Source organism: Rhizobium sp. MHM7A (assembly GCF_005862215.1).
GTDB classification, from domain to species: domain Bacteria; phylum Pseudomonadota; class Alphaproteobacteria; order Rhizobiales; family Rhizobiaceae; genus Rhizobium; species Rhizobium bangladeshense.
This window is the reverse complement of the sequence record NZ_VCHT01000022.1, coordinates 32,140-58,616: the sequence shown is the minus strand read 5'-3', so window position 1 is coordinate 58,616 and position 26,477 is coordinate 32,140. Positions and strand designations below refer to the sequence as shown.

The 26,477-nt window shown below is 55.6% G+C and carries 24 protein-coding genes and 6 pseudogenes; 19 read left to right on the top strand and 11 right to left on the bottom strand.

The window, feature by feature from the left end; all coding sequences use genetic code 11:
- Window positions 1-109 precede the first annotated feature (109 nt).
- On the top strand, window positions 110-1,315 hold the full coding sequence (locus FFR93_RS36955; RefSeq protein WP_138396821.1) for an aminotransferase class V-fold PLP-dependent enzyme: 1,206 nt from the start codon (window positions 110-112) through the stop codon (window positions 1,313-1,315).
- A 209-nt stretch (window positions 1,316-1,524) separates the two neighbouring features.
- Here FFR93_RS36955 and FFR93_RS36950 read toward each other — a convergent pair.
- Both FFR93_RS36950 and FFR93_RS36945 read right to left on the bottom strand, forming a co-directional pair.
- Window positions 1,525-2,227, bottom strand: a pseudogene (locus tag FFR93_RS36950) (IS6 family transposase).
- Window positions 2,228-2,411: 184 nt separating this feature from the next.
- Window positions 2,412-3,647 (bottom strand): PLP-dependent aspartate aminotransferase family protein, encoded by a 1,236-nt coding sequence (locus tag FFR93_RS36945; protein ID WP_138396820.1) that lies wholly within the window; start codon window positions 3,645-3,647, stop codon window positions 2,412-2,414.
- Window positions 3,648-3,726: 79 nt separating this feature from the next.
- Between FFR93_RS36945 and FFR93_RS36940 the strand changes: the two genes are divergently transcribed.
- Window positions 3,727-5,205 carry a PLP-dependent aminotransferase family protein gene (locus FFR93_RS36940; protein ID WP_138396819.1) on the top strand — a complete coding sequence of 493 codons (1,479 nt, stop codon included), beginning with the start codon at window positions 3,727-3,729 and terminating at the stop codon, window positions 5,203-5,205.
- A gap of 122 nt (window positions 5,206-5,327) precedes the next feature.
- A pseudogene (locus FFR93_RS36935) lies at window positions 5,328-6,131 on the top strand (AMP-binding protein); the annotation flags it as partial.
- Window positions 6,132-6,423: 292 nt separating this feature from the next.
- Here FFR93_RS36935 and FFR93_RS36930 read toward each other — a convergent pair.
- From FFR93_RS36930 to FFR93_RS41165, 3 genes and pseudogenes are all read right to left on the bottom strand, one after another.
- The gene (locus FFR93_RS36930; protein ID WP_138396818.1) at window positions 6,424-7,542 is read right to left on the bottom strand and encodes a ferritin-like protein; all 1,119 of its coding nucleotides are present in this window, start codon (window positions 7,540-7,542) and stop codon (window positions 6,424-6,426) included.
- A 99-nt stretch (window positions 7,543-7,641) separates the two neighbouring features.
- Window positions 7,642-8,373, bottom strand: a pseudogene (locus FFR93_RS42105) (GMC oxidoreductase).
- A gap of 12 nt (window positions 8,374-8,385) precedes the next feature.
- On the bottom strand, window positions 8,386-8,550 hold the full coding sequence (locus FFR93_RS41165) for a hypothetical protein (RefSeq protein ID WP_164054955.1): 165 nt from the start codon (window positions 8,548-8,550) through the stop codon (window positions 8,386-8,388).
- A gap of 326 nt (window positions 8,551-8,876) precedes the next feature.
- On the opposite strand from FFR93_RS41165, the pseudogene FFR93_RS36915 reads away from it, so the two are divergent.
- Window positions 8,877-9,320, top strand: a pseudogene (locus FFR93_RS36915) (transposase); the annotation flags it as partial.
- Between the two features lie 55 nt (window positions 9,321-9,375).
- Here FFR93_RS36915 and FFR93_RS41725 read toward each other — a convergent pair.
- Window positions 9,376-9,471, bottom strand: a pseudogene (locus FFR93_RS41725) (transposase); the annotation flags it as partial.
- Between the two features lie 195 nt (window positions 9,472-9,666).
- Between FFR93_RS41725 and FFR93_RS36905 the strand changes: the two are divergent.
- The 12 genes from FFR93_RS36905 to FFR93_RS36850 all read left to right on the top strand — a co-directional run bounded on the left by FFR93_RS36905 (window position 9,667) and on the right by FFR93_RS36850 (window position 18,484).
- Window positions 9,667-10,035 (top strand): transposase, encoded by a 369-nt coding sequence (locus tag FFR93_RS36905; RefSeq protein WP_138396816.1) that lies wholly within the window; start codon window positions 9,667-9,669, stop codon window positions 10,033-10,035.
- Window positions 10,032-10,433, top strand: coding sequence for an IS66 family insertion sequence element accessory protein TnpB (gene tnpB / locus FFR93_RS36900; RefSeq protein WP_138396815.1), 402 nt, complete (start codon window positions 10,032-10,034; stop codon window positions 10,431-10,433). The genes FFR93_RS36905 and tnpB overlap by 4 nt, the downstream gene beginning before the upstream one ends.
- 8 nt (window positions 10,434-10,441) lie before the next feature.
- Complete coding sequence (locus FFR93_RS36895) at window positions 10,442-12,064, top strand: IS66 family transposase (RefSeq protein WP_138396814.1); 1,623 nt, start codon at window positions 10,442-10,444, stop codon at window positions 12,062-12,064.
- Window positions 12,064-12,360 carry a hypothetical protein gene (locus tag FFR93_RS36890; RefSeq protein WP_138396828.1) on the top strand — a complete coding sequence of 99 codons (297 nt, stop codon included), beginning with the start codon at window positions 12,064-12,066 and terminating at the stop codon, window positions 12,358-12,360. The genes FFR93_RS36895 and FFR93_RS36890 overlap by 1 nt, the downstream gene beginning before the upstream one ends.
- Before the next feature lie 625 nt (window positions 12,361-12,985).
- A complete protein-coding gene (locus FFR93_RS36885) occupies window positions 12,986-13,654 on the top strand; it encodes a hypothetical protein (RefSeq protein ID WP_131624552.1) in 669 nt (222 codons plus the stop codon).
- A gap of 109 nt (window positions 13,655-13,763) precedes the next feature.
- Entirely contained in the window at window positions 13,764-14,042 is a 279-nt protein-coding gene (locus FFR93_RS36880) for a hypothetical protein (RefSeq protein ID WP_018068327.1), read from the top strand.
- Window positions 14,043-14,286: 244 nt separating this feature from the next.
- Window positions 14,287-14,712 carry a hypothetical protein gene (locus FFR93_RS36875; RefSeq protein ID WP_138396813.1) on the top strand — a complete coding sequence of 142 codons (426 nt, stop codon included), beginning with the start codon at window positions 14,287-14,289 and terminating at the stop codon, window positions 14,710-14,712.
- A gap of 140 nt (window positions 14,713-14,852) precedes the next feature.
- The gene (locus FFR93_RS36870) at window positions 14,853-15,350 is read left to right on the top strand and encodes a hypothetical protein (RefSeq protein WP_138396812.1); all 498 of its coding nucleotides are present in this window, start codon (window positions 14,853-14,855) and stop codon (window positions 15,348-15,350) included.
- Between the two features lie 114 nt (window positions 15,351-15,464).
- Window positions 15,465-16,466 (top strand): hypothetical protein, encoded by a 1,002-nt coding sequence (locus FFR93_RS36865; protein WP_077988171.1) that lies wholly within the window; start codon window positions 15,465-15,467, stop codon window positions 16,464-16,466.
- An 84-nt stretch (window positions 16,467-16,550) separates the two neighbouring features.
- Window positions 16,551-17,489 (top strand): hypothetical protein, encoded by a 939-nt coding sequence (locus FFR93_RS36860; protein WP_138396811.1) that lies wholly within the window; start codon window positions 16,551-16,553, stop codon window positions 17,487-17,489.
- A 339-nt stretch (window positions 17,490-17,828) separates the two neighbouring features.
- Complete coding sequence (gene vapB / locus FFR93_RS36855; protein WP_018496487.1) at window positions 17,829-18,065, top strand: type II toxin-antitoxin system VapB family antitoxin; 237 nt, start codon at window positions 17,829-17,831, stop codon at window positions 18,063-18,065.
- Window positions 18,065-18,484 carry a type II toxin-antitoxin system VapC family toxin gene (locus FFR93_RS36850; protein ID WP_018068333.1) on the top strand — a complete coding sequence of 140 codons (420 nt, stop codon included), beginning with the start codon at window positions 18,065-18,067 and terminating at the stop codon, window positions 18,482-18,484. Before vapB ends, FFR93_RS36850 begins: the two co-directional genes overlap by 1 nt.
- A 635-nt stretch (window positions 18,485-19,119) precedes the next feature.
- Here FFR93_RS36850 and FFR93_RS36840 read toward each other — a convergent pair.
- From FFR93_RS36840 to FFR93_RS36835, 3 genes are all read right to left on the bottom strand, one after another.
- Window positions 19,120-20,715 carry an asparagine synthase-related protein gene (locus FFR93_RS36840; RefSeq protein WP_138396810.1) on the bottom strand — a complete coding sequence of 532 codons (1,596 nt, stop codon included), beginning with the start codon at window positions 20,713-20,715 and terminating at the stop codon, window positions 19,120-19,122.
- Window positions 20,716-20,788: 73 nt separating this feature from the next.
- On the bottom strand, window positions 20,789-20,947 hold the full coding sequence (locus tag FFR93_RS41160; RefSeq protein ID WP_018484260.1) for a hypothetical protein: 159 nt from the start codon (window positions 20,945-20,947) through the stop codon (window positions 20,789-20,791).
- Window positions 20,948-21,269: 322 nt separating this feature from the next.
- A complete protein-coding gene (locus FFR93_RS36835) occupies window positions 21,270-21,824 on the bottom strand; it encodes an acyl-homoserine-lactone synthase (RefSeq protein WP_028734672.1) in 555 nt (184 codons plus the stop codon).
- 566 nt (window positions 21,825-22,390) lie between these two features.
- Between FFR93_RS36835 and FFR93_RS36830 the strand changes: the two genes are divergently transcribed.
- Both FFR93_RS36830 and FFR93_RS36825 read left to right on the top strand, forming a co-directional pair.
- On the top strand, window positions 22,391-23,086 hold the full coding sequence (locus FFR93_RS36830; protein WP_077988165.1) for a protein rhiA: 696 nt from the start codon (window positions 22,391-22,393) through the stop codon (window positions 23,084-23,086).
- Between the two features lie 49 nt (window positions 23,087-23,135).
- Window positions 23,136-23,795: a tail fiber protein gene (locus FFR93_RS36825; RefSeq protein ID WP_131624562.1), complete on the top strand. Its 660-nt coding sequence runs from the start codon at window positions 23,136-23,138 to the stop codon at window positions 23,793-23,795.
- Between the two features lie 755 nt (window positions 23,796-24,550).
- Here FFR93_RS36825 and FFR93_RS36815 read toward each other — a convergent pair.
- Entirely contained in the window at window positions 24,551-25,294 is a 744-nt protein-coding gene (locus FFR93_RS36815; RefSeq protein WP_131624566.1) for a LuxR family transcriptional regulator, read from the bottom strand.
- Window positions 25,295-25,657: 363 nt separating this feature from the next.
- Between FFR93_RS36815 and FFR93_RS36810 the strand changes: the two are divergent.
- Window positions 25,658-25,762 (top strand): annotated as a pseudogene (locus FFR93_RS36810) (IS6 family transposase); the annotation flags it as partial.
- A 28-nt stretch (window positions 25,763-25,790) separates the two neighbouring features.
- On the opposite strand, the gene FFR93_RS36805 reads toward FFR93_RS36810, so the two are convergent.
- Window positions 25,791-26,441, bottom strand: coding sequence for an outer membrane beta-barrel protein (locus tag FFR93_RS36805; RefSeq protein ID WP_138396827.1), 651 nt, complete (start codon window positions 26,439-26,441; stop codon window positions 25,791-25,793).
- Window positions 26,442-26,477 lie beyond the last annotated feature (36 nt).

Sequence of the window (26,477 nt, the reverse complement as noted above, 5' to 3'; positions counted from 1 at the left end):
TTACGCCCCGTCGCTCAATTCTGCACATCGGGTTGCGAAGTTGTCAGCTTCCGTGACAACGCCGATTGCGTCAACAAGATTGACGCTCAATCAAAGGAAGGAATCCCTCATGTCGCAAATCAGCCGCAACGCTCGCAAGACTTTGGACCTTCTTCGCTTGCGTGCTGATACCCCCGGCACAAAAAACAGAAACCACCTTAACAATGCTGGCGCTGCGCTGATGCCGAGCCCTGTTATTGAAGCGGTGGTAGGGTACCTAAGGCGGGAAGGGGAGATCGGCGGATACGAAGCCGCGGCTGAGTCCAACTCTCTACTGGAGGGGACATATGACAGCTTGGCTACATTCGTAAACTGTGGCCGCGACGAGATTGCGATAGCTGAAAATGCGACGATCGCCTGGCAACGAGCCTTCTATTCCCTCTCTTTCCGACCTGGAGACCGGATCCTGACGGCAAGTGCCGAATTTGCAGCCAACTACATCGCCTTTCTGCAGGTTGCCAAGCGCACCGGCGTATCGATCGAAGTCATTCCGAATGACGCTTCTGGGATCCTCGATCCGGACGCACTAGCGAAAATGATCGATGATCGCGTTCGGTTGATAGCGGTTACCTGGATCCCCACCAACGGCGGGCTTATCAATCCAGCAGCAGCGATCGGTCGAATAGCGCGAAAAAACGGCATCCTCTATCTTCTCGACGCATGCCAAGCTGCGGGTCAAATCCCGATCGATGTCAACGCGCTCGGGTGCGACATCCTGACTGCTACCGGCAGGAAGTTTCTCCGAGCGCCACGCGGAACGGGATTCATGTACATGCGTAAATCACTCGTGGATAAGATCGAGCCAGCGATGATCGATCTCTATGGCGCGCCCTGGACTGGTCCGGATCGATACGAATTGCGACCTGATGCCAGGCGTTTTGAAACGTGGGAGAAGAACTATTCGGTTCGTCTCGGCCTGCGGGCAGCAGTGGACTACGCGCTCGACATTGGGCTCGAAAATATCGAAGAGCGCTGCAATCACCTTTCGTCAAAGCTTCGCGAAGGCCTGAGGGGAATGCGTGCCGTGTCCGTACATGATCTCGGGACGCCCCTTGCGTCCATCATCTCATTCACTGTCAACGACTGGGACTCGTCAGCTGTCATGGCTTATTTGACAGGCAAGGGAATCAACGTCTCAGTTTCCCCTCCTTCCAGTACACCCGTCGACGCCTCTACGCGACAACTCCCGCCCGTGGTGCGAACGTCGCCACATTATTACAATACCGAGGAAGAGATCGATGCATTCCTGGAAGCGATTGCTGGTATTGCCTCGTAGCTGATGTGCTCGCCTGACGAATGAGCGGATTTTTTCAAGAGGCAAAGCAGTTGATGCGACCTTACATCAAGTCGTGACTGCATGCTAAGACCAAGCCCTAACTGTCCGTACCTGTTAGGCAGATCATGGCAGGCGCATCTGCCAATCCCGCCGGCATCGTAAACTTAAGGGATGAAAGGCCAGCGAAAGACGCCATCCGCAGATATCTCTCATGCTCGGGCAATTTTCGCCCACAGGCTCATCGCCGCCGTGCGCAGTTCGCGATGGTGGCCGGAGGAGATATCGTGGCGCGGGATTTGAAATAGGTTGGCGATCGGATCATGGATGGAGACGAAGCGTTGTAGATGTCGCTGTGACTTGAAGCCCTTCATGATCCGCTCTCGCCGCCGGACTGGTTGGTGAGAATTCCCCGCCCGATTATTCAACCATTTGTGGGAGCGATGCTCTACACCCGGCATGATCTCTCGCTTTGCTGCGCCGTAGGACTGCAGCTTGTCGGTGATCATCGCACGCGGCGACCGTCCCTGACCCTTCAAGAGCTTGCGCATCAGGCGCTTGGCGGCCTTTGCATTTCGGCGGCTTTGTACGAGAACCTCCAGGACGAAACCGTCCTGATCAACTGCGCGCCACAGCCAATGCTTCTTGCCGCGGAATTGAAACAACGGCTTCATCGAGATGCCACTTGTCCCCAAGCCGACCGGATGATCGACGACGGATCTCGTTGGCAAAGGTGTGGCGGAATTTCTCCGCCCACAGCCGGACGGTCTGGTGCGAGACAATGATCCCACGGGCAGCCAGCAAGTCCTCGACCATTCGCAGGCTCAGAGGGAAACGGAAATAGAGCCACACGGCGTGGGCAATAACTTCAGCGGGAAAGCAATGTCGACGATAGAGTGGATCACGGTCTGTCATCAACCTTCATCGCACATCGAATTCCACATTCCGTTAAGTTGACGATGCCGCTTCCGCATCGATCTGGCCGTCGCGATCCATGGGCGTGATAGGGAACGCGGACAGGCCGCTCAAAAATTTCATTTTATACTCCGGGGTTCGTCTCATTTGCCGAGACGTTGGTTATCGATTGAGCCCTGCCACGTCATAAATCTTGCAGAGCCTGACGCAGATCGGCGACGAGGTCGCTGACATCTTCAAGCCCGACCGAGAGACGGACGAGGTCTTCCCCAACTCCTTCGATCAGATGAGCATCTTTCCGGAGCGCCTGGCGCGCCCGGGTTATGCTGGCCGGATGATAGATGAGACTGTCCGTGTCCCCCAGGCTCACGGCGCGCGTCAGCAGTTGAAGCCGGTCCAGCATCGTCCGTGCACCGTCGAAGCCCGCATGAAGGCCGAAAGCAAGCATGCCGGCCCCCTGCGTCATTTGCTTGTGGGCGATCGTATGATCGGGATGGGAGTCCAGGAAGGGATAGCTCACCCAGGCAACGGCGGGATGCGCCTCAAGCATGTGCGCGATTATCAGTGCCGAAGCACTGTGTCGCTCCATCCGCAGAGACAGCGTCTTCAGGCCGCGCAGGATCAGGAATGCAGAGTGCGGCGACAATGTCGCCCCTGTGATGTAGCGCAGGCCGGTTTCGTGCAGCGTATGGAGTGTTTCAGCGTCTCCAAGCAGCGCTCCGCCCAGGGTATCGCCGTGCCCGTTGATGTATTTCGTCAGCGAATGCAGCACAATGTCTGCGCCGTGCTCGATCGGGCGCTGCAGTGACGGCGAAGCGAAAGTGCTATCGACCGCGACCTTTACATTCCGCGCATGGGCGCGCGCTGCGATGGCGGAGATATCGGGGATGGCGCTTAGCGGATTTACCGGCGTCTCGAAATAGACCAAACGGGTTTTATCTGTGATCGCCGCGTCGAGATTGTTCGGATTCGATAGGTCAACCGGGACTACCCTGATCCCGAAGCGAGGCAGACACTGCTCGACCATCGCAACCGTATTCGAATAGAGCGTCTTGTGCACGACAAGCTCATCTCCCTGCGACAGCAAAGATAGGACCAGGGTGCCGAACGCGGCCATTCCGGTCGATACCACAAGCCCTGCCTCGGCCCCTTCCAGGTTGGCGAGCCTCTTCTCGAGGATCTCTGTGGTCGGGTTATATTCGCGGGCATACAGCCTGCCCCCGAGCGCTGCGGCGGCATCATTTGCCGCAACGCTCTCAAAGCCATAGGTCGATTTCAGAAAGACAGGTGGCTGCACTGCTCTTGAGAAGTCAGCAGGATCGAACGCGTGATGGATTGCGCGGGTATCAAATCCGAGACGCGCGCCATGCGACGGATCGGAGTGGTCCTGGACATTGTCTTGTTCGCTGCTGGCCGTCATTGGTTCGGTATCCTCTTTGCTTCCTACCACAGTGGCAGCATACTGGTCCGCTCGAAACATCCAGTTCTGCGGAAAGAAAATGGTCCAGTTGGAAAGCCAGGCAATAGCCAAGCACGCGAAAATGGGAGCACGCCAGATCTACGAGGCGCTCAAGGATCAGATCCTGAGCCACGTTTATGAAGCTGGCGGTCAGTTGCCATCATCGCGAAATCTGGCGAATGAACTTGGTGTGTCGCGAACGACGGTGACAGTCGCCTATGAGCAGCTTGCGGGGGAGGGCTTCGTGGAGCAGCGCCAAGGTGCCCGCGCGCGGGTTGCAGCGTTTCCATTCGGACAGCGTCCGAGCGATGCCAGGCTCAAGCAGCAGGGTGCTCAGCGCCTGTCGGCCTATGGCGAAAGACTTCGGGCGACACCGCCATGGCTCGATTGTTTGCCCAACTCACTTATGATTGATTTCCGTTACGGAGACCTCGCTCCATCCGATTTTCCGGCGCTTGCCTGGAAGAAAGCTGTCAATGCGGTCATCGCTCAGCGACCGAGCCGACTTGCCTATGATGACCCGCGAGGATCGCGGCGTTTACGGCAAGCCCTGCGAGGATATCTTTGGCGCGCCAGAACATTGCAGTGCGATCTGGAGCAAATCATCATCGTGAACGGATCCCAGCAAGGCTTAGACCTTTGCGCACGGCTTCTGCTCGACCCTGGCAGCGAGTTCGTCATCGAAAACCCTAGCTATCGAATGGCTCGTCAGATCTTCGCCAGCACCGGCGCCTCTCCGGTCCCCCTCGCCGTCGACGGCGAGGGTCTGAAGACCGAGCTCTTGGAGGGAGTACGGGCTCATCTGGCCTATGTCACCCCTTCCCACCAGTTTCCGCTTGGCGGCGTGATGCCGATTTCTCGCCGTCATCAACTTCTCGAATGGGCGCGGGAAAACAACGCCTACGTGATTGAGGACGATTACGACAGCGAATACCGCTATGACATCAGTCCGGTGCCTCCTGTTCATAGTCTGGAGGCTGGAAGCAACGTCATCTATCTCGGTACGATTTCCAAAACGCTGTCGCCGATGATGCGCATCGGATATCTCGTTGTGCCGCCGAAACTGCAGGACGTGTTCGCAACCGCCAAGCAACTGTTCGACAGACATTCGCCGGTGACCGAGCAGGAAGCCTTGGCGGCTTTCATCGAACGCGGCGGTTATGAAGGCCATGTGCGCCGCGTACGGCGGCTGAACAGAGACCGCCGTGAGACGTTGTTGAAAGCACTGCAGTGCGCATTCGGCGAGCGGGTCACGGTGGAAGGCGCTGATGCCGGATTGCATGTTGTGGTCTGGTTCAACGAATTGCCGAAGTCGTCCGAGACGGCTTTGCAGGAAACCGCACAACGCGCCGGCATTGGAGTTCATGGCATCTCAGCCCTTTATGAGCCACAACCAGATGAGGCGACGGCAGACAAGCTCGGGCTTGTAATGGGGTATTCAGCCCTGACCCCACAGCAGATCGAGAAGGGGGTTCATCTCCTTCTGGCAGCGGTCGACACAGTGAAAGGGCAATTCTGACAGTTGCATTCGGCATCGCCAAAACCGAGGAAAATGCGAGAGGCGGTGCTGCATGACAGCCACTCGGATGCAGAGTGGGAGACTGGACCAGCAACAAGGGATCAAACTGGCACTGTGCGGAAGGCCAGTTCCCCGCGCCTGAGGCCGTGCTGGACATGGTCGAAACGTTCAAACCAACCGTACTTTTTGGGTTGCCGACCCTCTACACTGCTCTAGTTCGCGCAAATTCAGCCAAGACAACGGATCTCTCGTCGCTGCGGCAATCGATGTCGGCGGCCGAAATCCTCCCGGAAGACGTCTACAATGCCTGGAAACATCTTACCGGGCACGGTCCGACCGAAGGGCTGGGTTCGACCGAGCTTTTACACATCTATCTTTCCAATCAACTCGACGATCACCGTATCGGTGCCGCCGGCGCGCGCGTTCCGGGCTACGAAATCAGGCTCGTCACGCCAGATGGTGAGCCGGTAGAACCGGGCGAGGAGGGCGCAATGCTCATCCGCGGTCATTCTTCCGCGCCTTGCTATTGGAACCGCGCCGACAAGACGAGCGAGACGATGCGTGGAGACTGGATGGTTATTATTACTTTCTGGGTCGCACCGACGATTTGATCAAAGTCTCCGGGCAATGGGTCTGGCCGATGGAGGTTGAACGCTGCCTCAACGAACATCCCTACGTGCATGAGTGCGCCATCCTCGCACATGAAATTGGAGGATCGCCGTATGACATTGCGGGCCGCGGTGAAATTGCGCGATGGCGCAGTGCACGGCGATGTGCAAACCCGCATCCTGCGCGACTACGTGAAATCGACTTTGATGCCCCACAAATACCCACGCATAATTCAGTATGTCGCCGAACTGCCGAAGACCGGAACAGGCAAGATCGACCGGCAATCATTGTTAAAATTGCCGGTCCCCGTGGATTGAACGGCCCGCGGCCCGCGCGGTTTAGTACGGCTCGGCTGTCGTGCGATCTCCCATCTGAATGCGAAGAGGAACAGTGATTTTATGTCTTATGTTTTCTGGCGTTGGTGCACGGATGTGGAACTGAACGGATGGGGCAAGGTGACGAAGGGCGGTGAGCAGCGTGTCGGCGACCTCGCTCCCGACCACCGTGTCGAGCGTGTCGAGAGTTCCGCCAGGCCCCCTCCCAAAAGATCGAAGCGGGAAAAGGCCGTCAATTCGACAGAAAGGTCGAGAAATGCATCGAAACGGCTACTCATGCGATCACCTCCGCCTGCCCGGTGACAGCTGCCTGTTTGGCACTGTGGGGAATCTCGTAGGTGGGGCTGCTGTACTTACCGGGATGGCCCGGCAGGGGATTGCGGATCAGTTCAACGATTATATTGCGGAATTCGAACATGATCGGAACGGCTTCCAGCAGCAAGCTCGGCTGGCCATTATAGGCACGCGTCAAAAGCTCCAGAAACTCGCCATAACATGTATTGAAGTCGGTCGCCGCCTCACGCAATTCCGAGCCTTTGGATATTTCCGCCACCTTGAGGTTCGGTTTGATGGCATAAGCGCCTTCCCAGTCGACCTGCAAATGCGGACCCGTGGGGTGGTCGGGCTGATCACCTTTCCGGTAATAGCGGCCTTTGACCAGTTCATCGAAACGATAGTAATGGGCCAGTTCGTGCTCGTCATCGTCGTAGATACCACCACCGTCACCTTCGCCCTGTTCCATGATGAGCTCTATGGCTTCGAGGGCGCTTTTCAGATCGGTCACGGGAAACAACTCACCGCCGCCCGAATAATAATATTCCGAGGTAATCTGGCGAAACTTGTCGCCGATAAAAATCGTTGTGCCCGCCCGGCGCGCTTCGGCTTCTAAGTATTTGATGCCGTCTGCGATTGCCGAATAGAACTCGCCAATACTGTAAAAATGGAGATCTTCGTGCCTCGGATCACTGCCAAGCGCTGTGATATGCGGGGAGTTCTTGCGTTGTATCAGGCCCTTGCCAGCGAGATGTTCGGGGCGCCGGGCCGGCCGCTCGATTTTCAAGAATGTCGCCAGCGCTTCACGGCTGAAAGCCTGTATGCTGACCTTAAAGTCGGTCTCGCCGTCAGGGAGCGAGGCGGGATAGTTAACCGCGAAATCTGGCCTAGTAAGATCCGGCGTGCCACCGATGGCATTGAGGATATTGGCCGCAATGGTCAAATCCAGCATTTCTTCCACGACGATCACGCGAAGAACTTGCGCCGCATCCCGGTTTACACCGGGCTTAATCGAGTAAAGTGCAGTCAGATACGGCGGAATCGTCGCATGTTCGAGCTGCATCGCACGGTGGAGAAACTCTTTCAGCTCATCGAGCGTCTTAATGCCATAAGGATCCATCCTCAAGCTCCCTGGAATATAGTTAGGTGCACAGTCCGGCTTCGTGTCGCTTGCGTCGAGTCCCGCAGTTCGTTCCGCGTATCGGATATTGGTCTTTGTTCAGTGCAGAGACTTCAGAATGTCGCGGCCGCTTCGGAAGCACATGGCGGCCAGCGTCAAGGTGACATTGGCCGTGCCGATCGTCGGCATGCTGCCGCCGCCCACCAGATAGAGGTTTTCGTGGTCCCAGCTGCGCTGGTTCTTGTCCACGACGGAATTGGTCTTCGTCGTTCCCATGATGTGGGTGCCGGCCAGATGATTGCCGCCGCGGATCGCATAGCCTTGCCTCATAGGCCACACAGCCGAAATCGCTAGGGTCGTAATGGGTATGATCCTGCGCGCCCAGACGCGTAAAGACGGTGCGCGCAAACTGGCGGCCATAGGCGGCACCCTTCATGGTATATTCCGGAACCGTGAACGACAGGATGGGCCGCATATTGCCGCATAAGGTCCGGATTGAACGATATAGGTCGAGCTATCGGTTTCCCCCGCCTGCAGCTTGCGAAGCTGCGTGCTGCGGGGCATGGCCGCGTTCGCATTCAGCGGAAAGGGCGACTGGTTATCCTTGGTGGCTGCCGAATAGAAGGTCGTCAGCAGATCGTTATAGCCTGCCAAAGAGCTATTGGCACCGGTTCCGGCTTCAAGCACAAGGACACGCTTGCCAGCTTCTGCAGCCTGCTTGGCAATTATAGCTCCGGAAATGCCGGAACCAACGACGACGATATCGTAGTCGCCAGACGCTGCGACAGACTTGGAATCCGCCTTCAGCGCTGATTCGAGTGGGAAAAGCACTTTGATCCTCCATCATTCCCGCAAAGCCGCATCAGGAAAATAGCGCGACAACGCAACCAAGTCGGTCTGCGCGAAGGCAGGTGTCAGAGTAACCACACGCGCAAGAGCGCCGATGGCCACGCCTGTACTGGTCAAATCCGCAACTGTCGTCGGCTGACTCCAAAACGCTGCTGTCATCGGCTGACTCCACAATTGATTGAAATTTGGCGGGACAAGACGCCGCTAGACTAGCTATATTTGTGATGTCGTAAATAAGTACTATTGCTCAGTTTGTTGCCGTTTCCGATGAGGTCGTCCTTTGTTTCGAGATGATTGCGCCGCCGGCTCCCGGATGGGCGGTGTCACGTTGTTTGAATGTGGCCACGTGAGGCCGAGCCTGCGCTTTTCAGGCAGGCCGTGCACTCACGGCTTCCCACGCGGCCATTGCCTGGCGTCGATGGGTTCGAATTTGTGCTGCGGAGCGGTTGGTCTGGGATGGGACGAAGAGGTTTCGGAGGGACTGTCAGGATGCTGGCGATGTCTCTCAAGTTGCGCCACTCCTGGACCAGATTGGCGGTCCGATCGGACAGTTCACAGCCGACGGTGCCTATGATGGAAAACCTACATACGAGGCAGTCATCGATCATAGCGCGGCGGCGGCTATCGTCATTCCGCCTCGCGCCAACGCGGTCGAGCCAAGCGACGATAGACCTCTCGGCCAACGGAACCGGCATATCGCCGCAATCAACAGTGACGGCCGGATGAAATGGCAGGTCTCTAACGGCTACGGCTAACGCTCGCTGGTTGAGACGGCAATCGGGCGATACAAGTCCGTCATCGGGCGGCGTCTGCGGGCCAGGTCGCTGCCTGGTCAGCAGACCGAAGTCGCCATCGGCTGCGCCGTCCTCAACCGCATGCTTGCTTTCGCACGCCCGAAAGCCGTCCGCCGCAAGGCAGCCAAGCCATAATCAGCCGTTTCAAAGATCCCCATCCCTTCAGTTCCACATCCGTGCACCAACGCCATCGCCATTTGTAAAATGACGCCGTGCTCATGCCATGTTCCCGGCAAAGCTCGGGTACAGGGACACCGCCTTCCGCCTGGCGAAGAATGGCAAGGATTTGTGGTTCGCTAAATCTGCTCGTCTCATCGAAATCTCCTCGATCATAAAGCCGGAGAAAATTCCACTTTTGAAGCCCCTTAATGGCGGGGAGGGTGTAACCGCCCGATTGGAACCGCCTGCCGCCTAGCGCCCTGATGGCCTAAGACACGTGTTTAACGACGTCGTTAGCGACGTGTCTTAGGCGAGGATTGCGATGCGCGTTGAAATTCTTGGGCAGGAACGTCGACGGCGGTGGCGCGAAGAAGACAAGCTTGCAATTGTCATGTCGGTTGGGGTTTCTGGAGCCACGATCACAGAGATTGCTCATCGTCATGATGTAACGCGGCAGCAGATATACGCCTGGCGTAGCGAGCTCAAGAAGAAGGGGCTGCTCCCGGTGTCTTCGAATGCATTGTTCATTCCCGTCGATCTGAATGCCGTGCAGAACGATGCCCCTGAATTGAGGGAGAGCTGCTCCGGGATGATTGAGCTACGATTGATCTGCGGCCGCACGCTTCGTTTCGAGAGTTCTATGGCTCCCGATGTCCTGACGCAGATTATCCGGGCAGTGGAAGCAGCATGATTGGGCCTGGGACCGGCGTTCGGGTGTATCTTGCGTGCGGGATCACGGATATGCGCAAGGGAGTAGAAGGCCTTGCCGCGCTTGCGCAGGATGTTTTGCGTCAGAAGCCGACTGGCGGCGCGGTCTTCGCCTTTCGCGGCAACCGTGGCGATCGTTTGAAGCTGCTGTATTTTGATGGCCAGGGCTTCTGCCTGTATTACAAGATCTTGCAGAAGGGGCGGTTTCCTTGGCCTTCGGCATCCGACGGGACTGCCCGGCTGACGTCGGCCCAACTGGCGATGTTGTGGGAAGGGATCGATTGGCGTCGTCCTGATTGGGGTGCGCCACCGGCCGTGTCGGGTGATTTTATCCCACTGAAACCACTGGTTTTTATGGAAATTTATCCTGGCTCGTGGTAGTCAGGATCATGTCTAGCACGACGACAAATCTTCCGGACGATCCAGCCTTTCTCAAGGCAATGATTGCCGCTTTGCAGGCGGAAAACGCGAAGATGTCGGCCACATTGCAAGCGCATGATCAGTTAATCCAAACGCTGCGGCTGCGCATTGCCAAGCTGAAGAAACAGGTCTTCGGCAAGTCCTCCGAAAAGATTGAGCGTGAAATCGAGCAGTTGGAACTAGCGCTTGAGGATCTGTTGATCGCCGCCGCTGAAGGCAGTACGGCGCCAATCGATGAACCTGATGAGGCGGCGTCTGTTGTTCCCTTGGCGGATACATCTGAAAAGATCATGCGCCGGCGCCCACGCGTCTCGGACAAGGCGGTTCGCGAGCGCCGAGAGCTCGATCCTGGCTCCTGCTGCCCGGAATGCGGAGGTGAATTGCGTCTTGTCGGTGAGGACGTCAGCGAAATCCTCGACATGATCGCCGCGCAGATGAAAGTCATCGAAGTTTCTCGACTGAAGAAGTCCTGCCGCTGCTGCGAGAAAATGGTGCAGGTGGCAGCACCCAGCCGCCCGATACCGGGCAGCATGGCCGGCGCTGGCCTCTTGGCGTACATTCTGGTCTCGAAGTTCGACGACCATTTGCCACTGTACCGTCTGAACGAGATCTTCGCCCGCATGGGCGCCGACATTCCCGACAGCACGATGGTTGATTGGTGTGGTCGCGCCATGCAGGTGCTTCGGCCTCTCATCGAGCGGATCGAAACGGCGGTCATGGCAAGTGACCTGCTTCATGCGGACGACACCCCGATCAGGGTGCTGGATCGCTCGCTGCGAGACAAGGGGTTGGGCAAGGGTGTGAAGAAGGGCAGGATCTGGACGTATGTCCGCGATCAGCGTCCATGGGCAGGCAGTTCCCCGCCCGGTGCAGTCTACTATTTTGCTCCTGACTGGAAAGAAGAGCACGTCCACCGCCACCTCAAGCAATCAAGCGGCATCCTTCAGGCTGACGGCTACAAAGGATATGGCAAGCTATACGCGCCTGGAGAAAAGGGAGAATCTCGCTTCAAGGAAGCCGCCTGCTGGGCTCATTGGCGACGAGACTTCCACGATATCTGGACATCAAACAAGTCCGAGATCGCGCGAGAGGCTCTCGATCGCATCGGAGCGCTTTATGACATCGAGCGTGGCATCAATGGGCAGCCTCCTGAGATCCGGCTTGCCGCGCGTCAGACCCAGAGCAAGCCTAAGGTCGATACATTCCGCCACTGGGCTGAAGCTCAACTAACGCGCATTCCGGGCAAAAGCGATCTGGCGACAGCTTTCCGCTACGGATTGAGCCGATGGTCTTCACTCTGTCTGTTCCTCGACGACGGCCGCGTCGCGATCGACAACAATTCCGCCGAGCGGGCACTGCGTCCGATAGGCGTGGGAAGACGGAACTGGCTCTTCGCGGGAGCCGATACGGGAGCGGAGACCTTGGCACGCGCCATGACGATCATCGAGACGGCAAAGATGAATGGTCTTGATCCGCAGGCCTATCTGGCAGACGTGCTCGATCGCATCCACGATCACAAGATCAATCGGTTAGACGAATTGCTTCCGTGGAACTGGTCGGCGATCACCACAATCGACGCGAAGGCAGCCTGATGGCGACAGTCACCTACGTCCGTACGATCAAATTTGTTGCCGAAATCCTCGAAGAGGACCCGGAGCTTCTTCAGGCAATTGTCTCCAACGATGATAATCTGAGCTACGGCAGCATCATCTCCGTGTACACCGGAGACGACGAATCGGTGACCGCACTGACAGACGACGGCATGGACGAATTGGAGCAGACGCTCAAAGATGCCCGTCGCTCACCCCAAGAATGGAACGACTTCCTCGACAGCTTTGTTGACGACGAGCTGCTCGTCGCTCGCATCAAAGCAAAATCTCGGCGGTAGCAATCGGGCGGTTACGGGAGGGTTACCAGTACCGTCAGGGATCGTAACTGGCAAATTCCAATTGGCCTATTCAATTGGGGTACGTCATGACGTTGCGGCATTGTCGCTACCTTTGTCGCTACCTTTGTCGGTTACGTGACAGGCGCCCTTGTTCTCAATCGCGTATTTTCGCGCCACATCACTGGAATCGCAGCGAATTATTGTTCGTCATCTCAATCGGCCTGCCTGGCACGAATCTTGAGAGCTATTGCGAGGCAGCGGAACGGCCTCCGCATCCGCATTGCGGGATAACCGCATTGCTTCGAACACATGAAGGAACGCCAAGCATGCCCAACCTAAAGGTAGGTGAAACAGCTCCCTCAATGGACTCCGCTGAACAATCCCTGATCGATCGCATCTGGACGGCGATAGACGCGAAGGATTGGGAGACGGCACGTTCGTTACTAGAAGATGGCATCAGTGTTATGCCGGACAGCCTCAACCTACTCCAGTTATGCAGACAGTTGACAAATTGCAAGACATGGAGGCCGGCTGCCTGATTCTACGCAAATTTGTCCGCCTTGCAATTGAGAAGGTCTCAAAAGACTGGCTTCTTGGAGCGATGGATCAACTTTTGGAGGATGTAATGAACGGCAGACTTAGAAAAGCACGCATCTTAACATTTGAACCAATCACGAATGTCGGAAGAATAGAGACAGTACTGCACCATATTTCTGTATTTAGATCCGATCCGGCCGTTGAGAACGGAGTATCAATTACCTCCTACGGTCGCGGACAGCTCATAGGCGTGATGTATACAGTGCCTGCACATGGGCAAATTGATGTCGCCCTAAATATTAAACTTCAGTGTGTTACTCCATCAGACGTGATTGCATTGAACAACATGATAAAAGGAATGCTTGACGCTTCGCATTCTCATAAATTTGAGGAAACAGAATCGACGAACGTTAGCGGAGGCTTAGGATTCTTCGCTTTTTGGTCGGGCGGCGTGTCAGCAAGTTATAGTGATGTCAAACACACGTTGGACGGTTGGGGCCTGAGTGCGGAGGACCAGCGGAAAATCGTTAACGGCATGATGGAGATCGCTCAGAACGAGTCAACGTTCAACTACAAGGGCACTATATATAACCGCGACTTCGATTATGACGTGACCGGTAGTCTCTTTGCAATCGTTATGGATGCAACAATCCAACAAGGGCAATATCACAAGCAACTGCGATTTTTGGCCCCCAAAGTACACCTCAATACAAATGACGGCGACAGCCTGCCGGTAGTTGGCACACTATACTCCTGATGTATCGCGCTCGCCGAACGTGGCTTGGCTCCTGTATTGCGGACAGACGATTCACAAACCATGGCAGCACTAAAGCCATTAAACGTCGTCAGAAAGGAGTTGTACGGGCATGGATTACTACCCAGCGCAGATAATATCTAAAGGCGTAAATAAAAGCGTAAAGATCTATCGTCTTCATGGGATCGATAAGGCGCAAGCAATACAGCGGCTGAAGGACGGCAAGGACGTATATACGACCAAATCAAAGGCTAATACCCTGGCGAAGGAGCTCAGCCGAGGCCAGGGCATTTGGAAGGACGACGCCCATGTGATCGGTGGCTATCGGCACTACCATGACGTAGATCACCACTACCGCAGCCACATTTTTTTTGGCGAACCAAAAGTCTAAATCCACGAAGATTCCTCCTGAAGGGTTAAAATCAATGGCAGTTCAGAAAATACAATTTTCGCTTTTGCATGGGGTGTTAGCTCCTGATGGCGCTCAAGGCCCGTAAGCGGAAGATTCATTATCGGTCGATGCTCATGGCGACGGAATAAATTCGGGCATCGACTATACGATCCAGCGCATTCAGAGGGCTGGGTGGACGCAGAAATTAAGGTCCCAGCACTGACGAGCCAAGAAGCTCAGGATATTGACGCGCTGTTCAAAATCCCTTCTTTCGGCATCAGCTCGTGAAGAGGTCCAACATTATGAAAGCGTCCATGGAAAGGGGAACCTGAATTTCTTCCGATATCTTTTCGGCGGCGTTGAGGCAGGTTATGATAAAATACGCCACCTTCTAAAGAACGTAGGCCTGTCAGAGGATAACATTAAAACACTTGTTTCGACGATCGCAGATATGGCGGATCGTATCGCTCAAAGCATCAATACCGGCAACGACTATTCAGTGGCCGGTGAACTGAAGATCTCGACGATTCAAGGAAAGGTCATCTCAGGCAAGAACATGATCCAATATCGTGTTCTGGCGAATAAGGGGACCGCTGGTTCGGACGGTGCAACAGCTCCGGCGAATGTGGAAGCGATCCTTTGCGGGAGGGCCGGACATAGGCTGCCATGAGCTTGGGTTCGTAGGTGAGCGTGGCCCGCCCCCGGTAAGCTAAATCGGGGGTTGCTCTCGAAAGGCCAGAGCCGAACCCTAATGAGACAAAGCAGTAAAAGAATTCAGCGGCCAACCACCAAAACGCAGTGGTGACAAACATGAAGTTTGAAGGCGCCTCAAGATTTCCCACTCGTAATTTTCCTTACCACCGGAATGCCTCCGGGCTGTCTCGTGACGGGCTCGCCGATCCCCTAAAGGATACACCGACCGGCGCCGCGGCGCGCTTTATCCTAGGGATCGACCGTAAGGCGTCGGTGCTCGATCCAAGGGCAGAAGCTTCACCAGTCAATGACGCTTTTGCGAAGCTGGTCCTTGCTCCCGGGCACCGGCCGGAGACCCTGCTTGAATTGCTGGCTGTCCTTGATGCTGTTGTCGGCCCAGATGCGCTCCCAGATCAGCGGATCTATCGGGTCGCAGACGGCGGGCAAATTGCCTGGGATCCTTCCACTGCAGATCTAGATCTGCCATTTGAGGCTGGTTGTGACACGGCACCGCGAACAAGATGCCGAGATATTCGTATCGACGGCGCCTCCTTTCAATTCCAGCGGCATCTTTTTACAGGTTTTTGCCTAGGATCCGGTCGCAGGCGCTTATAATTTTTACGAGCGGCGTAGTGGAACCTGGTCTTGGGCTGGGAACTCGTGGCATTCGCTACAAGCGCCAACCCGGGGGCGCGGTCCGTTCGACAGCCATGTAACGGCGGACCGGTCATGAAAGAGCTGAAAGTGCCATGGCTACACTGGCACTCTCAGGCGTCGCCGATTCAAGACGAGATCTTTGCTCCTGACGATCCGTTGCGATCAGACACTCTCTACCACAGTTCGCAGGTCAAGGGTGCTGAGGATCTCGAACTTATCGTGCGCTCTGGCACCTCCCGTTGGACGAAATCGAGATTCGATCGTGAGGCTCAAAATGGCATCCTTTCCAATGCCCAGAGCTTCCTACGACAAGTTGTCACGACGACGACGGTCAATCTTACATCCTCTCCTCAACAGTCGGCATCACTGGCGCCAGATGAGCTGCTTCGCTTGCCCACGACGTTCTTCTTGAACACAGAGTGCCTGCTTGATGAACTGAACATACCTGCGAACATCCAGCGTCTGAAAGTTCCGGGCGCGTTCTATACGAATTGCCTCAGTCGATACGCCGTCCAACGGCAGGACGGGGGCGTCGTGGTTCAAGGGGATGTCGATTTCGCCTTCGCCGTTCCGGAGCCGTCTCTGGAGGACCGGGTTATTCTAGCCGGCCTGCTGGGAAGAGGTGTTCTGTCCCGTCGCCTGGCAGCCTGTTTGCTTATGGTCGATTTCCAGAACCCGATCTTTTCCCGAAAACGAGAATATCTGCTGCGGTTTTTCCCCACCCAAATGAAGCTGGACGGCAGCGGCGAGGCGCTTTTCGTTCAGGCCGTTCGCGATCCCGGAGGCGAAATGGGGGCAGAGTTCCTCTCCCTATGGGACGTCGATCCAAGCGGCTGGGAACAGTCGTTCGCAACGATGATCGAGACCCATTGGACGAAGCTCACCGAGAAGTTGGGTACGGCAGATGGCTTTGACGAAATTTTTCGGCTGGCCGAATCCAGACGTCGGCAGTTCCGTAAGCGCCCCTTGTCGGAGTTCGGTCTGACATTGCCGATCGCCAGCACTCTTGAGATCACTGATTTTCTACGCATGGATGTCGACGCCCATGTTTTACCCGACCCGGAGGAAGCGTGATGCCAAGTCTTGACCCACCTGGATTCTTGCAGGACTTCAACCAGCAGCAACAAGAGGCTTGGAGTGACTGGATGTCGCAACAGCTTGACGATGCGAAGGCCGGACAGCCGGACGTACGATTTTGACGCCCCGCGCCCACGCTTCTTCAACGTCGCTAAGACGCCGTTGGCGGCAGATGCTGTCGAAAAAGATATAAGCTGGACCGCGTTTCCCCGCCTGGTGGCAATCGATGCGGCCACCGACGAAGAGCGTTGGAAGACCGCTGACGGAAGCAGGGACGTGCAGGACGAATATTGCGAGTGGAGTGTAACCCGCTTGGCCGACGGGCGTATTTCGCGCGTGACATTTACCTGCGAGGGGCCCGAATACTGGCAATTTCTCGCGGCAACCGATCCAGCTAAAGTTTTGGACCTTTACCGTGGCCACATAGACCCTGCGGTTCAGCCGAATGATCTTTTGACCTCGGCCGGAACTTATAATCCGAGAAACAAGTGGAACAGCGGGACGTCTAAGGGTGCCATGCACCTGATCCAACAGAACAACACTCTTGGCGCAGAGATTGAACTCGCCGCCGGGGCGAGCAATACGCGTGCGCCCAAAGGCGTGTTGTTGACGAACGACCAGGACCTCATTCGATGCGGCGCTTATGGGCAAGCGGAAAGGCATAGTGACCCGACCATCGGGGGCGGCGTCAATTTATTGGCGCGGACTGACGCAAACATTTCACTCGCCAATCCGGTTGGTATCTATTTCGCAGGTTTGAACACGGCCGGTTGGGCAAGCCCCGATGGGACGCAACCGGCCCTCTTCTGGAAAATTACGCGTGGAACAGCTGAAAAGGCTGTCCGCGCTGTTTTTGAAGTACCCGCCGATCGGGGCTATTTGGTCAGCGACGTCACGATAAACGGCAAGCCTATCAAGTTCGGTGGACAAATTTCTGATTTCATTTCGATGAAGTTGACAGGGGTGGCTATGAACATCGGCAAAAGTGCTCACCCCTCCGATCGCGGGATGCAAGAGTAGGGCGGCCAAAACCGCGGGGTTGACGAAGATTGACGTCGCATCGACGCTTCGGCGACCCGCTACCCCCGCCAGATACTAGGATCAGGGCCTTCCTCGCGGCCGCGCTCAGAAGAAACGGGGGCTCGCGCGACCCGAGCCGCCGAAGGATGGGCGCCTTGATGCCCCGCTGGCCAATACCCGTTGGCGGGTGGACCAGCACACGATTCGGCACGAGCGACCTCACCCTGTTGCGAGATGCGCCCCGTCGCCGCAAGCGCCAAACATTTACGTACACACTGGGGATGTACTATTTGGAAAGCCTAGGATATAGTACATCCACGTACACACAAGGTTAATGACATGCACACCACTAAAGCTTTCAAGAATGGAAATTCCCAAGCGGTTCGCATACCGGCGGAACTGGCGTTTGAGCGAACCGATGTTGAGTTGGAGATCGAGCGCATCGGCGACGAGCTTCGCATCCGTCCTGTGCATCGCTCCCTGGCCGGCGTTCTGGATGTATTCGCCCGCTTCTCTCCGGATTTCATGCGTGACGGAAGAGAGTCCCATGAGCAAGACGAGCGGGACAAGATCTGATGGCGCGCTACATGCTCGACACGAACATGTGTATCTACCTGATGAAAAACCAGCCGGAGCAGGTCGCTCGCCGCTTTGCCAGTTGCTATGTGGGGGACGTGGTGATGTCCGCCATCACCTTCGCGGAACTCGAGTACGGTGTTTCCGCATCCGATGATCCGGAACGAGAACTTGATAATCTCACCGCCCTGGCCGAGCTAATCACGGTAGAGCCGTTTGGGATCGCAGCAGCGCGTGCCTACGGTCCGGTTCGAATGGCGACGAGAGACCGGAAGAAAGATCATCTCGACAAACTGATCGCATCGCATGCGATCGCTCTGGACACGGTATTGGTGACCAACAACACGCGGGACTTCCTGGCGTATCCCGGACTGAAGCTCGAAAACTGGCTGGACGCGGAACGCAGAGAAACCAATTAACCCGTCCCAGCGGCTATGCCGTGAGGGGCGGGCAGGAGGGGACCTTGCCGGCGCTCGTGCCGGTAAGAGGGCGATGTTAGAGGTTAGTTTTCGCTCGATGAAAATAGGTTTCTGGAGACAGCCTCCAGTCGGAGCGCTTAATGCTGAAATCGATATCGCTGTGTCGTCAGCGATGGAAACGCTAGCAGATCAGGGCGCATCCATCATCCCATTTACACTTCCAATCGATGACGTCTTGGACTTGTTCGATCATCATTGGATGTGGCTTTAAACGGCGTGGACGTCGTTATCTCGCCCGCCGCCGCCCATCTCCCTTTTGCAACGGCCATGAACGCTCCACCCGATACCGGAGTCAAGAGTTGGACTGAATGGACTGGCTTTAGCTACCCGCTAAATTTGACAGGGCAACCTGAATGTGTGGTCTCCTGCGGTTTTAGCGCCACGGGGCTACCTATCGGTATTCAGATTATTGGTGCACGAGGTGCGGACGGCCGGGTTCTATCTGTAGCGAAGGAAATCGAAAGTCTTATTGGCCGGTATTGCGAGAGTAATCACGATCTGCCTCGCGACGGCACCAGGCGGAATTGTAAGGGACCTAATTGCAGGCGTGTCGAAGTCCCGATGGGTGATCTCCTTCAAGTTCCGTCAATTCGCCGAAGCATGTGTTCAACGTTAATTGCGTGGAAGATAAAGCCAAGCTCGCTAAGCGGAGAATCGTATCGGATGTCGTCTATTGTGGCGATCAGGCGGTCAGCATCGATCAGCCCCAGTTCATGCAGCAGGCAACGACGGGATAATTGACTAGTGATCTCGCTAGCACCGATAATCAGCGAGCCGGTCAGATAGTGTTCGAAGTTTTCTCTTATAGAAACGCCGAAAAACCGTTTGGGATATCCAAGCCGTTCCAACATCCGGCGATGCAGCGCCTTTTCGTGCCTCCAGGCAAAAGGCAAACTCCGATAAAATCGTACGGCTTCTGGCTGGGCGAATGGGCTAATTGGCCATATGCCATGGCTCGCAAACAAAGGAGCACGCGCGGCGTGTGCCTCCAGTACCGAGATTGGCAGGATAGGGAAGGGTGCCCGATCGCAGCTTGCTGCATAGTCGGGCAATCGGTTTTTGAGCACCAGCGTCATGGCGGAGGGAAGGATCGCAGGAAGGAATGCATCGCTAATATTACGAGCGAATTGCTCGTGATTTTGCTCGAAAGCATGGGCCATTAGCAACTCATCACCGCCTGTACCAGTTGCGACCGCCCGCGGGGCTGAGGCAGTGGCGAGCGACTTCAATAGTTGATGGAGGGGCCGCTGCAGATCGGCATTGTAGGGAGCGGGGACGTAGTCGCTACTCACTTCGAACCCACACGGAACCATTGGTATCGTGTCAACACGCAGCGTTTGGTCGCGAAAGCCAAAGTGCTCGATTGCTATTTCGCGCCGCGAAGTCTGTTGACTTCGAGCTGGCCCCTCGACCTCCAAGGCATAAGTTTGCAGGGCGTCAGGTTGCTGCCCCGCCAAAGTGGCGGCAACGACTGCCGAATCCAATCCTCCGCTGAATTCGCTAGCCGTGAGGGCCGGCGTGAGGGGCCAGCGACGCAGCAGGGTGTCGATCAAACGGCATGCTGCGGCTGCAACATCGGCCTCATCCACAAGCGGGGTCGGGATGAAGTACGGTGCCGGAGGGGGATATTTCGTCTCGACGGCTCCCGTCCTGCTGATGCAAAGTGACGCGCGCTCCGTCAGCATGAAAACACAGCGAAACATCGTGGTTGTTGCATAGGGGAGCGTCCCGACAAGACGCAGGCCAGTTCGGTCCGTGTCGACGTCGGCGAGAGTCATGCCCGAATAAAAGTCCGCTATCGACCAGGAGAGATCAATGCGCTCACCGCTGACCTTCAGATAAAGTGGCGCAACACCTCCATGTCCGGCGCTGAAGGTCACCGTGCCGGAATGGCGATTGATCGAAATTGTCTGATAGTCCAATGGCCATTGCCCAAAAGCACAGAAATCATGTGCTCGTTCTATCGGCCAATCCCTGAGTGCTACAACCTGCCCACCCGCTTCGGCGGAACGCTCGCGGCAGATCAGGATGATTTGATCAGTGGTGTCCCAACGGAAAGTTTCGAGTAAAGGATGGTCCAGGATCTTGATAGAGATGTTGGGGTATGACGACGGGATCAGCGGTTCATCCACGCACTCGAGATGACCTCGGTCAATCGTTCCCTTGAACATGGGTGATCGCCTAGTTGATGAAAATCTAAAGGGGCAGTGACCGCCGCCTTGGCGACGGTCACACGGATGAGACTTAGACGTCGAGTTTGTCCATGTCGCCCGGTTTTCCCCCCTTGATCATGGCAGCAATTTCTGTGGTCGAAGGGGTCGGTCCGACGCGCGGCGCCTTGGCAAACACGCTCAACTCGCCACCGATGAGTTTAACGGGCTTGCGGGTAGTTATCGTTTCCATGTTATGATTCTCCGTTGGTTGCTTTCCTCGCCGTTCCCTTAAAGGGGTGCCAATGACGCGAGTGACTGAGTTACACTGACTGTCCCATACCGTTCTAGGGTGGCATAGGCTGCGGAATCATTAGGCTACAATCGATCCGGGCGGCTACGTGACTGGCTCTCTGACCTAAGCATTGATTGCGATGTAGCACCGCTTGTGCAAAAGAATTCCAGGCGGTGACTTGTGTGCGCTTATGAGCCGGACTGGCGGCGAATTGGTGACCAAAACTTCCTGAGCCGTAAGGTTCAAACATCGAGCGGAATTTCCTATGCTAGTTAGTTGCCTACAACGTCTGGGGGGCGGACGAGGGGATGACTTCGAGTGGCACGACTAACTCGTTTTCGAAAATGCTAGGCTCTGAGAGGATGTGTGTTTGCCACCCGTTGGCGCGCAAGGTGTTTATCAGCTTTGGGTGCGTCTCGCCGATAAGCGAGGTGATGCCAGCAACGCGGCAAAACTCCATCAACCCGATCATCAAAACACGCGATACTGGAACCCCGTCAATCTTTTCATCACCGCTTGCAACCGCCCACCGCGTCCATTCGAAAACGTCGTGCGACCTTGGCCACTTTTGGCCCCGCATGATTTGCGGGTAGACGGTTGAAAGAAGATGTGGCTGCACCGTAGGAAGGAGCCGAGAATACCCGATCACCGTATCGTTCTTGAGAACGCTAAAATGAATAGCGCAATCGTGATCAAACTGATCTATTTCCCGTCTGTCACTCTTGCGTAATGCCTGCCACCCACGTCGCTCCACAAATTGCTGGTGTCGAAATCGCCAGATTTTCTCCATGATTACGGCGTTAGCCCGAGAGTCCCCAATGCAAATCTTCATCATCGTTTCTGACCCCCGGGGATCACTATGCGCGATCTTTCTGTCCTTCAAAATGAGTAGAAATACTCATTTCTGAGTTAGGTCGCGGATGTTTAACGTCGTTCGTCGCGCTACCATGGTTTTAAATCAAACAATCTCGCGCGGCATGGGAAATGGCGGCAACGGAAAGATCGGCCAACGGGTTTAGAATGCCAATATCTCGTGCCGCTAGAGTGAATTTGCAGAGCATCGGTGTGCTCAAAGACCCCTAAAGGCTCGATCGAGCCGGCTCTCAGGCCGCTTTTCGTTTGATGTGATTGCGTTAGAAACCCATCTCGGCCGGTGCTTATCTGCTACCGACCAAATAGGCTTCGACCGCTCTTACCGTCCCGGGTCTCGGGGGCATGACTATGGGTTAATGGTAGTCTGTCAGGGAGTATATCTACTCATTTACGTCACCCAGAAATACTTATAGCTGAATTGGTGTCTCCAATAACACTCGCCTCAGTTGGAGCTGGGCAAAGAAGCGGTCCAAACGATTGGATCAGTCCTGGCGTGAAGACAGAAAATCAGCGGAAAGGGAGAATCAAATGTCCTTGCATGTCAGCTACGTAGACAAGGAAATGACGGATCATGCCCGTGCATCACAGCCGGGAAGCGCGGCGCTTGCCCAAGGAACGCAATATTCGTTGCTGTTGAAGAACCGATCGGCGCAACCTTGGACCTTCTATGTCTATCAAAAGATGCCTCAACCTGTTGCCAATGTCTTCTCTTTGGCATGGTTCTGCTCTCCGTATAAAATTCGGGTTGGCAATCAAATCAAATTCAGTTGGGAGCTCGCCTATAATTTCGTCTGGAGCGACACGGGACAACTGATTCCTGGCGTGGACTTTCTTTCCTCCGGGGTGGAGGACTGCAGCCCCAGCGGGAGAAACACCACTACTTTTTCATTAAGTGATGGACCTGGCCTGACCGCGCCGATCAAGGGTGATCCTGCAGGATCACTGGTCATTAACGATGCTGCCAATGTGCCAAACAACCGGTTCTCCGTGGGCATCGGCATGTCCGGAACGGGAACTTATGTTGCACAAGCGGGCACCAATCTGCTCCACACGTTCACGCCGACTCCGAGCTATTGGATTGCGGCGGGAACAAATGTGAATATCGGCTCGGTGCTCAGTATCGACACGATCACCCAGACCAGGGAAGCCAAGTTTCCCTCTGCCGTCTTCAATCTCGTAGGCGTGCTCCAAGAGGACAATACCTGGGATATCAACCCGGCTTGATGGCAAGGTGAATAGGCATCAGCTCCGCCCGTCAGGGCGGAGCTGATGCTTGGGAGTACCTGTTGTTGCTGATAATTGGCATTCCTTCCCTCACGCATCAATCTTGACCGAGGAACCAAAGATGTTTGCAGGGCCTCCAATCGGTGCGGTCTGTCCCTTTGCGGGGCAAGTTGCCCCCTTCTCGAGCTCGGTCAATACAATCTGGAGCAACACACCATGCGCAAGCTCTGGCGTGGCTGCGGGTACAAATGCGGAAGCTCCTATCAGCTACGTCGAAGCCCAGGGATGGATGCTTTGCGATGGACGCTATCTCAGGGCAACCGCCTATCCAGAACTCTACGCCGTTCTCGGCGGACTCTATGGAGAGCGGAATTCTACGGCCGATCTGGAATTTCGGATTCCAGACTACCGTGGGTTGTTCCTGCGTGGTTTCGATGCCGGTGCCGGTATGGACCCTGACGCGAAACGACGGCTGGATCCAACCGGCAATAATGTTGCGAATGTTGTTGGGTCCCTCCAATGCGATGCTATGCAAGTTCATGCGCATCCCTATGAGATAACGACGCCGGCGGGAATTTCGCAACAGGGGAGTGCCGCCGGAACTTCCATTTCAAGCAAATCGACAGGCTCACCGGAAAATCCGGCACGCACAGCTCTTGAGACGCGTCCCAAGAACGTGGCCGTGAACTACCTGATCAAGTTTCGGTAACTTGAAAGGGTCGCAGATCCTTTCATTCGATTCGGAGACATCGGTCCGGAAGTGACATCTTGCCGGCCGGCAAAAGAGGAGAAGCTTAATGACTGCTACTTTGAGAGCTTTCGGATACCTAGCTGCTGTCGCCCTGACCGTCACCTTCGCGCAGGGAGCCGCGGCTGAGGAGCACCAAAAAGGCAAGGTCGCGGCGAAGCCCGTAGAAACTGGCGTTGTGATCCGCGGCGTCACGCTTGCCGGCCCGGTTGGAAATCCGGGTACGTCAACCGGGAAAACATGCGACTTCAGCGGTGAGCCCGTGGATCCATCCGGACGTTTGGAGGGGGCAAGCGTCAACTGCAGACCAAATGGTAACCTGGCGAATACATTGCCAGGGCTACCCGCACGCTTTAACGCGTATTGCATGATAAATGCTCCGGTCAAAAGTGCGCGGCTAATCCAAGCTGCCCGACCAGAAAATGCCAGCCACTGCGATCTGTCGGGGATCACCCCAAAAGACGCGACTGGTCAATTCGGGGGGGCCGTCTGGCGGTAGGTGGTCATTGGACGACTTCTGAGGAAACAAATTCAAAACACGTCCTCGCAGCCACCCAATGGATCCTGTCTGCTCGACCTACCGAAAACTGTGTTGCGCCTGTCTATCAATTCAGGCGCAAATTTAGCTCTGCATTTCAACGGGCTACCATCAGATCATGATGGCTGTCGTGATCCAATAGGCCCAATCTTTGAAGTGCCCGAAAACTCCACATGTTTCAGCGAATAATTCTGAGACGAAAGCTTTCGGCAATCATTTGAGGTGTATTAACCACATTGAGCTTTCGCTGGATGTTCAAAATGACATTTTGAATGGTTCGATGGGATCGTCCGAGAATCGTTGCGATCTCTATTGCTGTTTTGCCTGCGGCACACCAATGGATGATTTCGCGCTCTCGCGTTGTGATCATGGGTAAGGCCATAACTTTTCGACTGGCATCATTCCCAATTTGGGCGCGGAGCAAGCTGTGCGCGTAAGCCGCCATCACATAGAGCGCGCTTCGGTCGCAGGTTGAGAGCTCCACCTTTTCCGCTCCAAAACTGACAATCGATTGAAACCCGCCGGCAGTGTGTAAAGGAACGCTAAAGCCGTCAATCAACTTGAATTCGCGTGCCTCATTCATGACACGACGGCTCTGCCGAGCGAGTTTTTGATCTCGCAGAGCTTCCGACCAAACAAATGCGTGATCACATGTCTTGCTAAGCTGCACTATGGGGTCGGCGTGGACATAGTTGTTTTCACGATAGCGATCAAACCACCCGGCGGACCAATTGCTAAAAACGAAATAGGGATCAATTCGCTCCGGAGGCGAGGGGATGCCGGATATCGCGAAATAGCTAAACCCGAAATATTGTGAAATTTTTCCAAGTAAGAGTAACACATCGTCTTTGCTCTTTGCACTGGCTGACTCTGACAGGAAATCGAACACCAGATTCGAGACCGCTGAGGATTCTTCCTTCACGACAACCTCCCGGTTCGGCGCAAGATTAACGTCGTCACATCTAAGCAGTGAGTGCCCAGTTCCGTGGGCGGCTAAACTCTGAAAACCATATTAGATACCCTTGATACATACAACCAAAAAGCGCATCTTCCAGGCGGGATCGTCGTCGGCAAACCGTTTGGCGCCGCTCGTCTGAAAAACAATTCGAGCCGTCAATTTAACCGAGTGCATCAGCCCGATCGCTATAGCTTGGCATCCACTCGGAACCGTACGGCAGACGACTGACAACTTCGCAGCGGGGCATGTCGCAAATTTCGGCGCTTAACGGTATGTTGACCATGGGAAGAGAGATTGCCGCTCCGAAAGTTGTGGAGCGAGCCGACGATTCTGAATGCTATTGCCGAAAAGCTGAAGCGGCAATCGATCGATGATTTCAAGGGCCGGCATTTCGAGGCATGGCCGATCGTGCGGGCGGTTGCCTGGTATTTGGGTTTGCTCAAGGCTTCAGACGAGTTCGTCAGAAGCGAAAGTTAAGGCCCGCCTTAATTACATTATCGTTGAGGTCGGACTTCGAGCTGGTGCCTCCGCTCGGGGTCGGGACAGCGTTGTTAATGACGTAGTTGTACTCGATCTTTGCCGACACGCCGCCCGAAAACGCGTGCTCGACGCCGCCACCGCAGAGGTAGCCCTGTTTCCAGCTATCCGGTCCGGATTTCCATTTGTCCGATCCGGATACGAGGCGGCGGCCCTCGAACTCGGTCGTTGTGACGCCCGCGGTGCCGTAGACGAAAGTGCGATCAAAGCCCAGGCCAGCCTTCGCTTTCGCGGCACCACGGAAGCGGCTTTCCACCCTCCCGCCGGGCACACGCACTTCGTTGTTCATGTAAGAGCCTTCCAGTTCTGCGCCGAAAACGCCCGGTCCGGCCTGGAAATTGTAACCTACCTGAGCGCCCACCGCTGGGGCGCGATCATTGTTGAACGGGTTGAATTTGGAGGCCGCGACACCTCCGTGAAGACCGGCGTAAGCCCCGACCCACGAGAAGGTTCCCGGTGCGTCATAAGAGGGGGCGCTCGGAACGCTGTGGTCAGCTAGATCGGCCGCCGACGCGCCGCATGCCATTAGGGTCGAGACGCCTACGAATAAGATTTTTCTTTTAATTAGCGACATATATAACTCCGTAACGAGCGAAACTAACATCCGGTT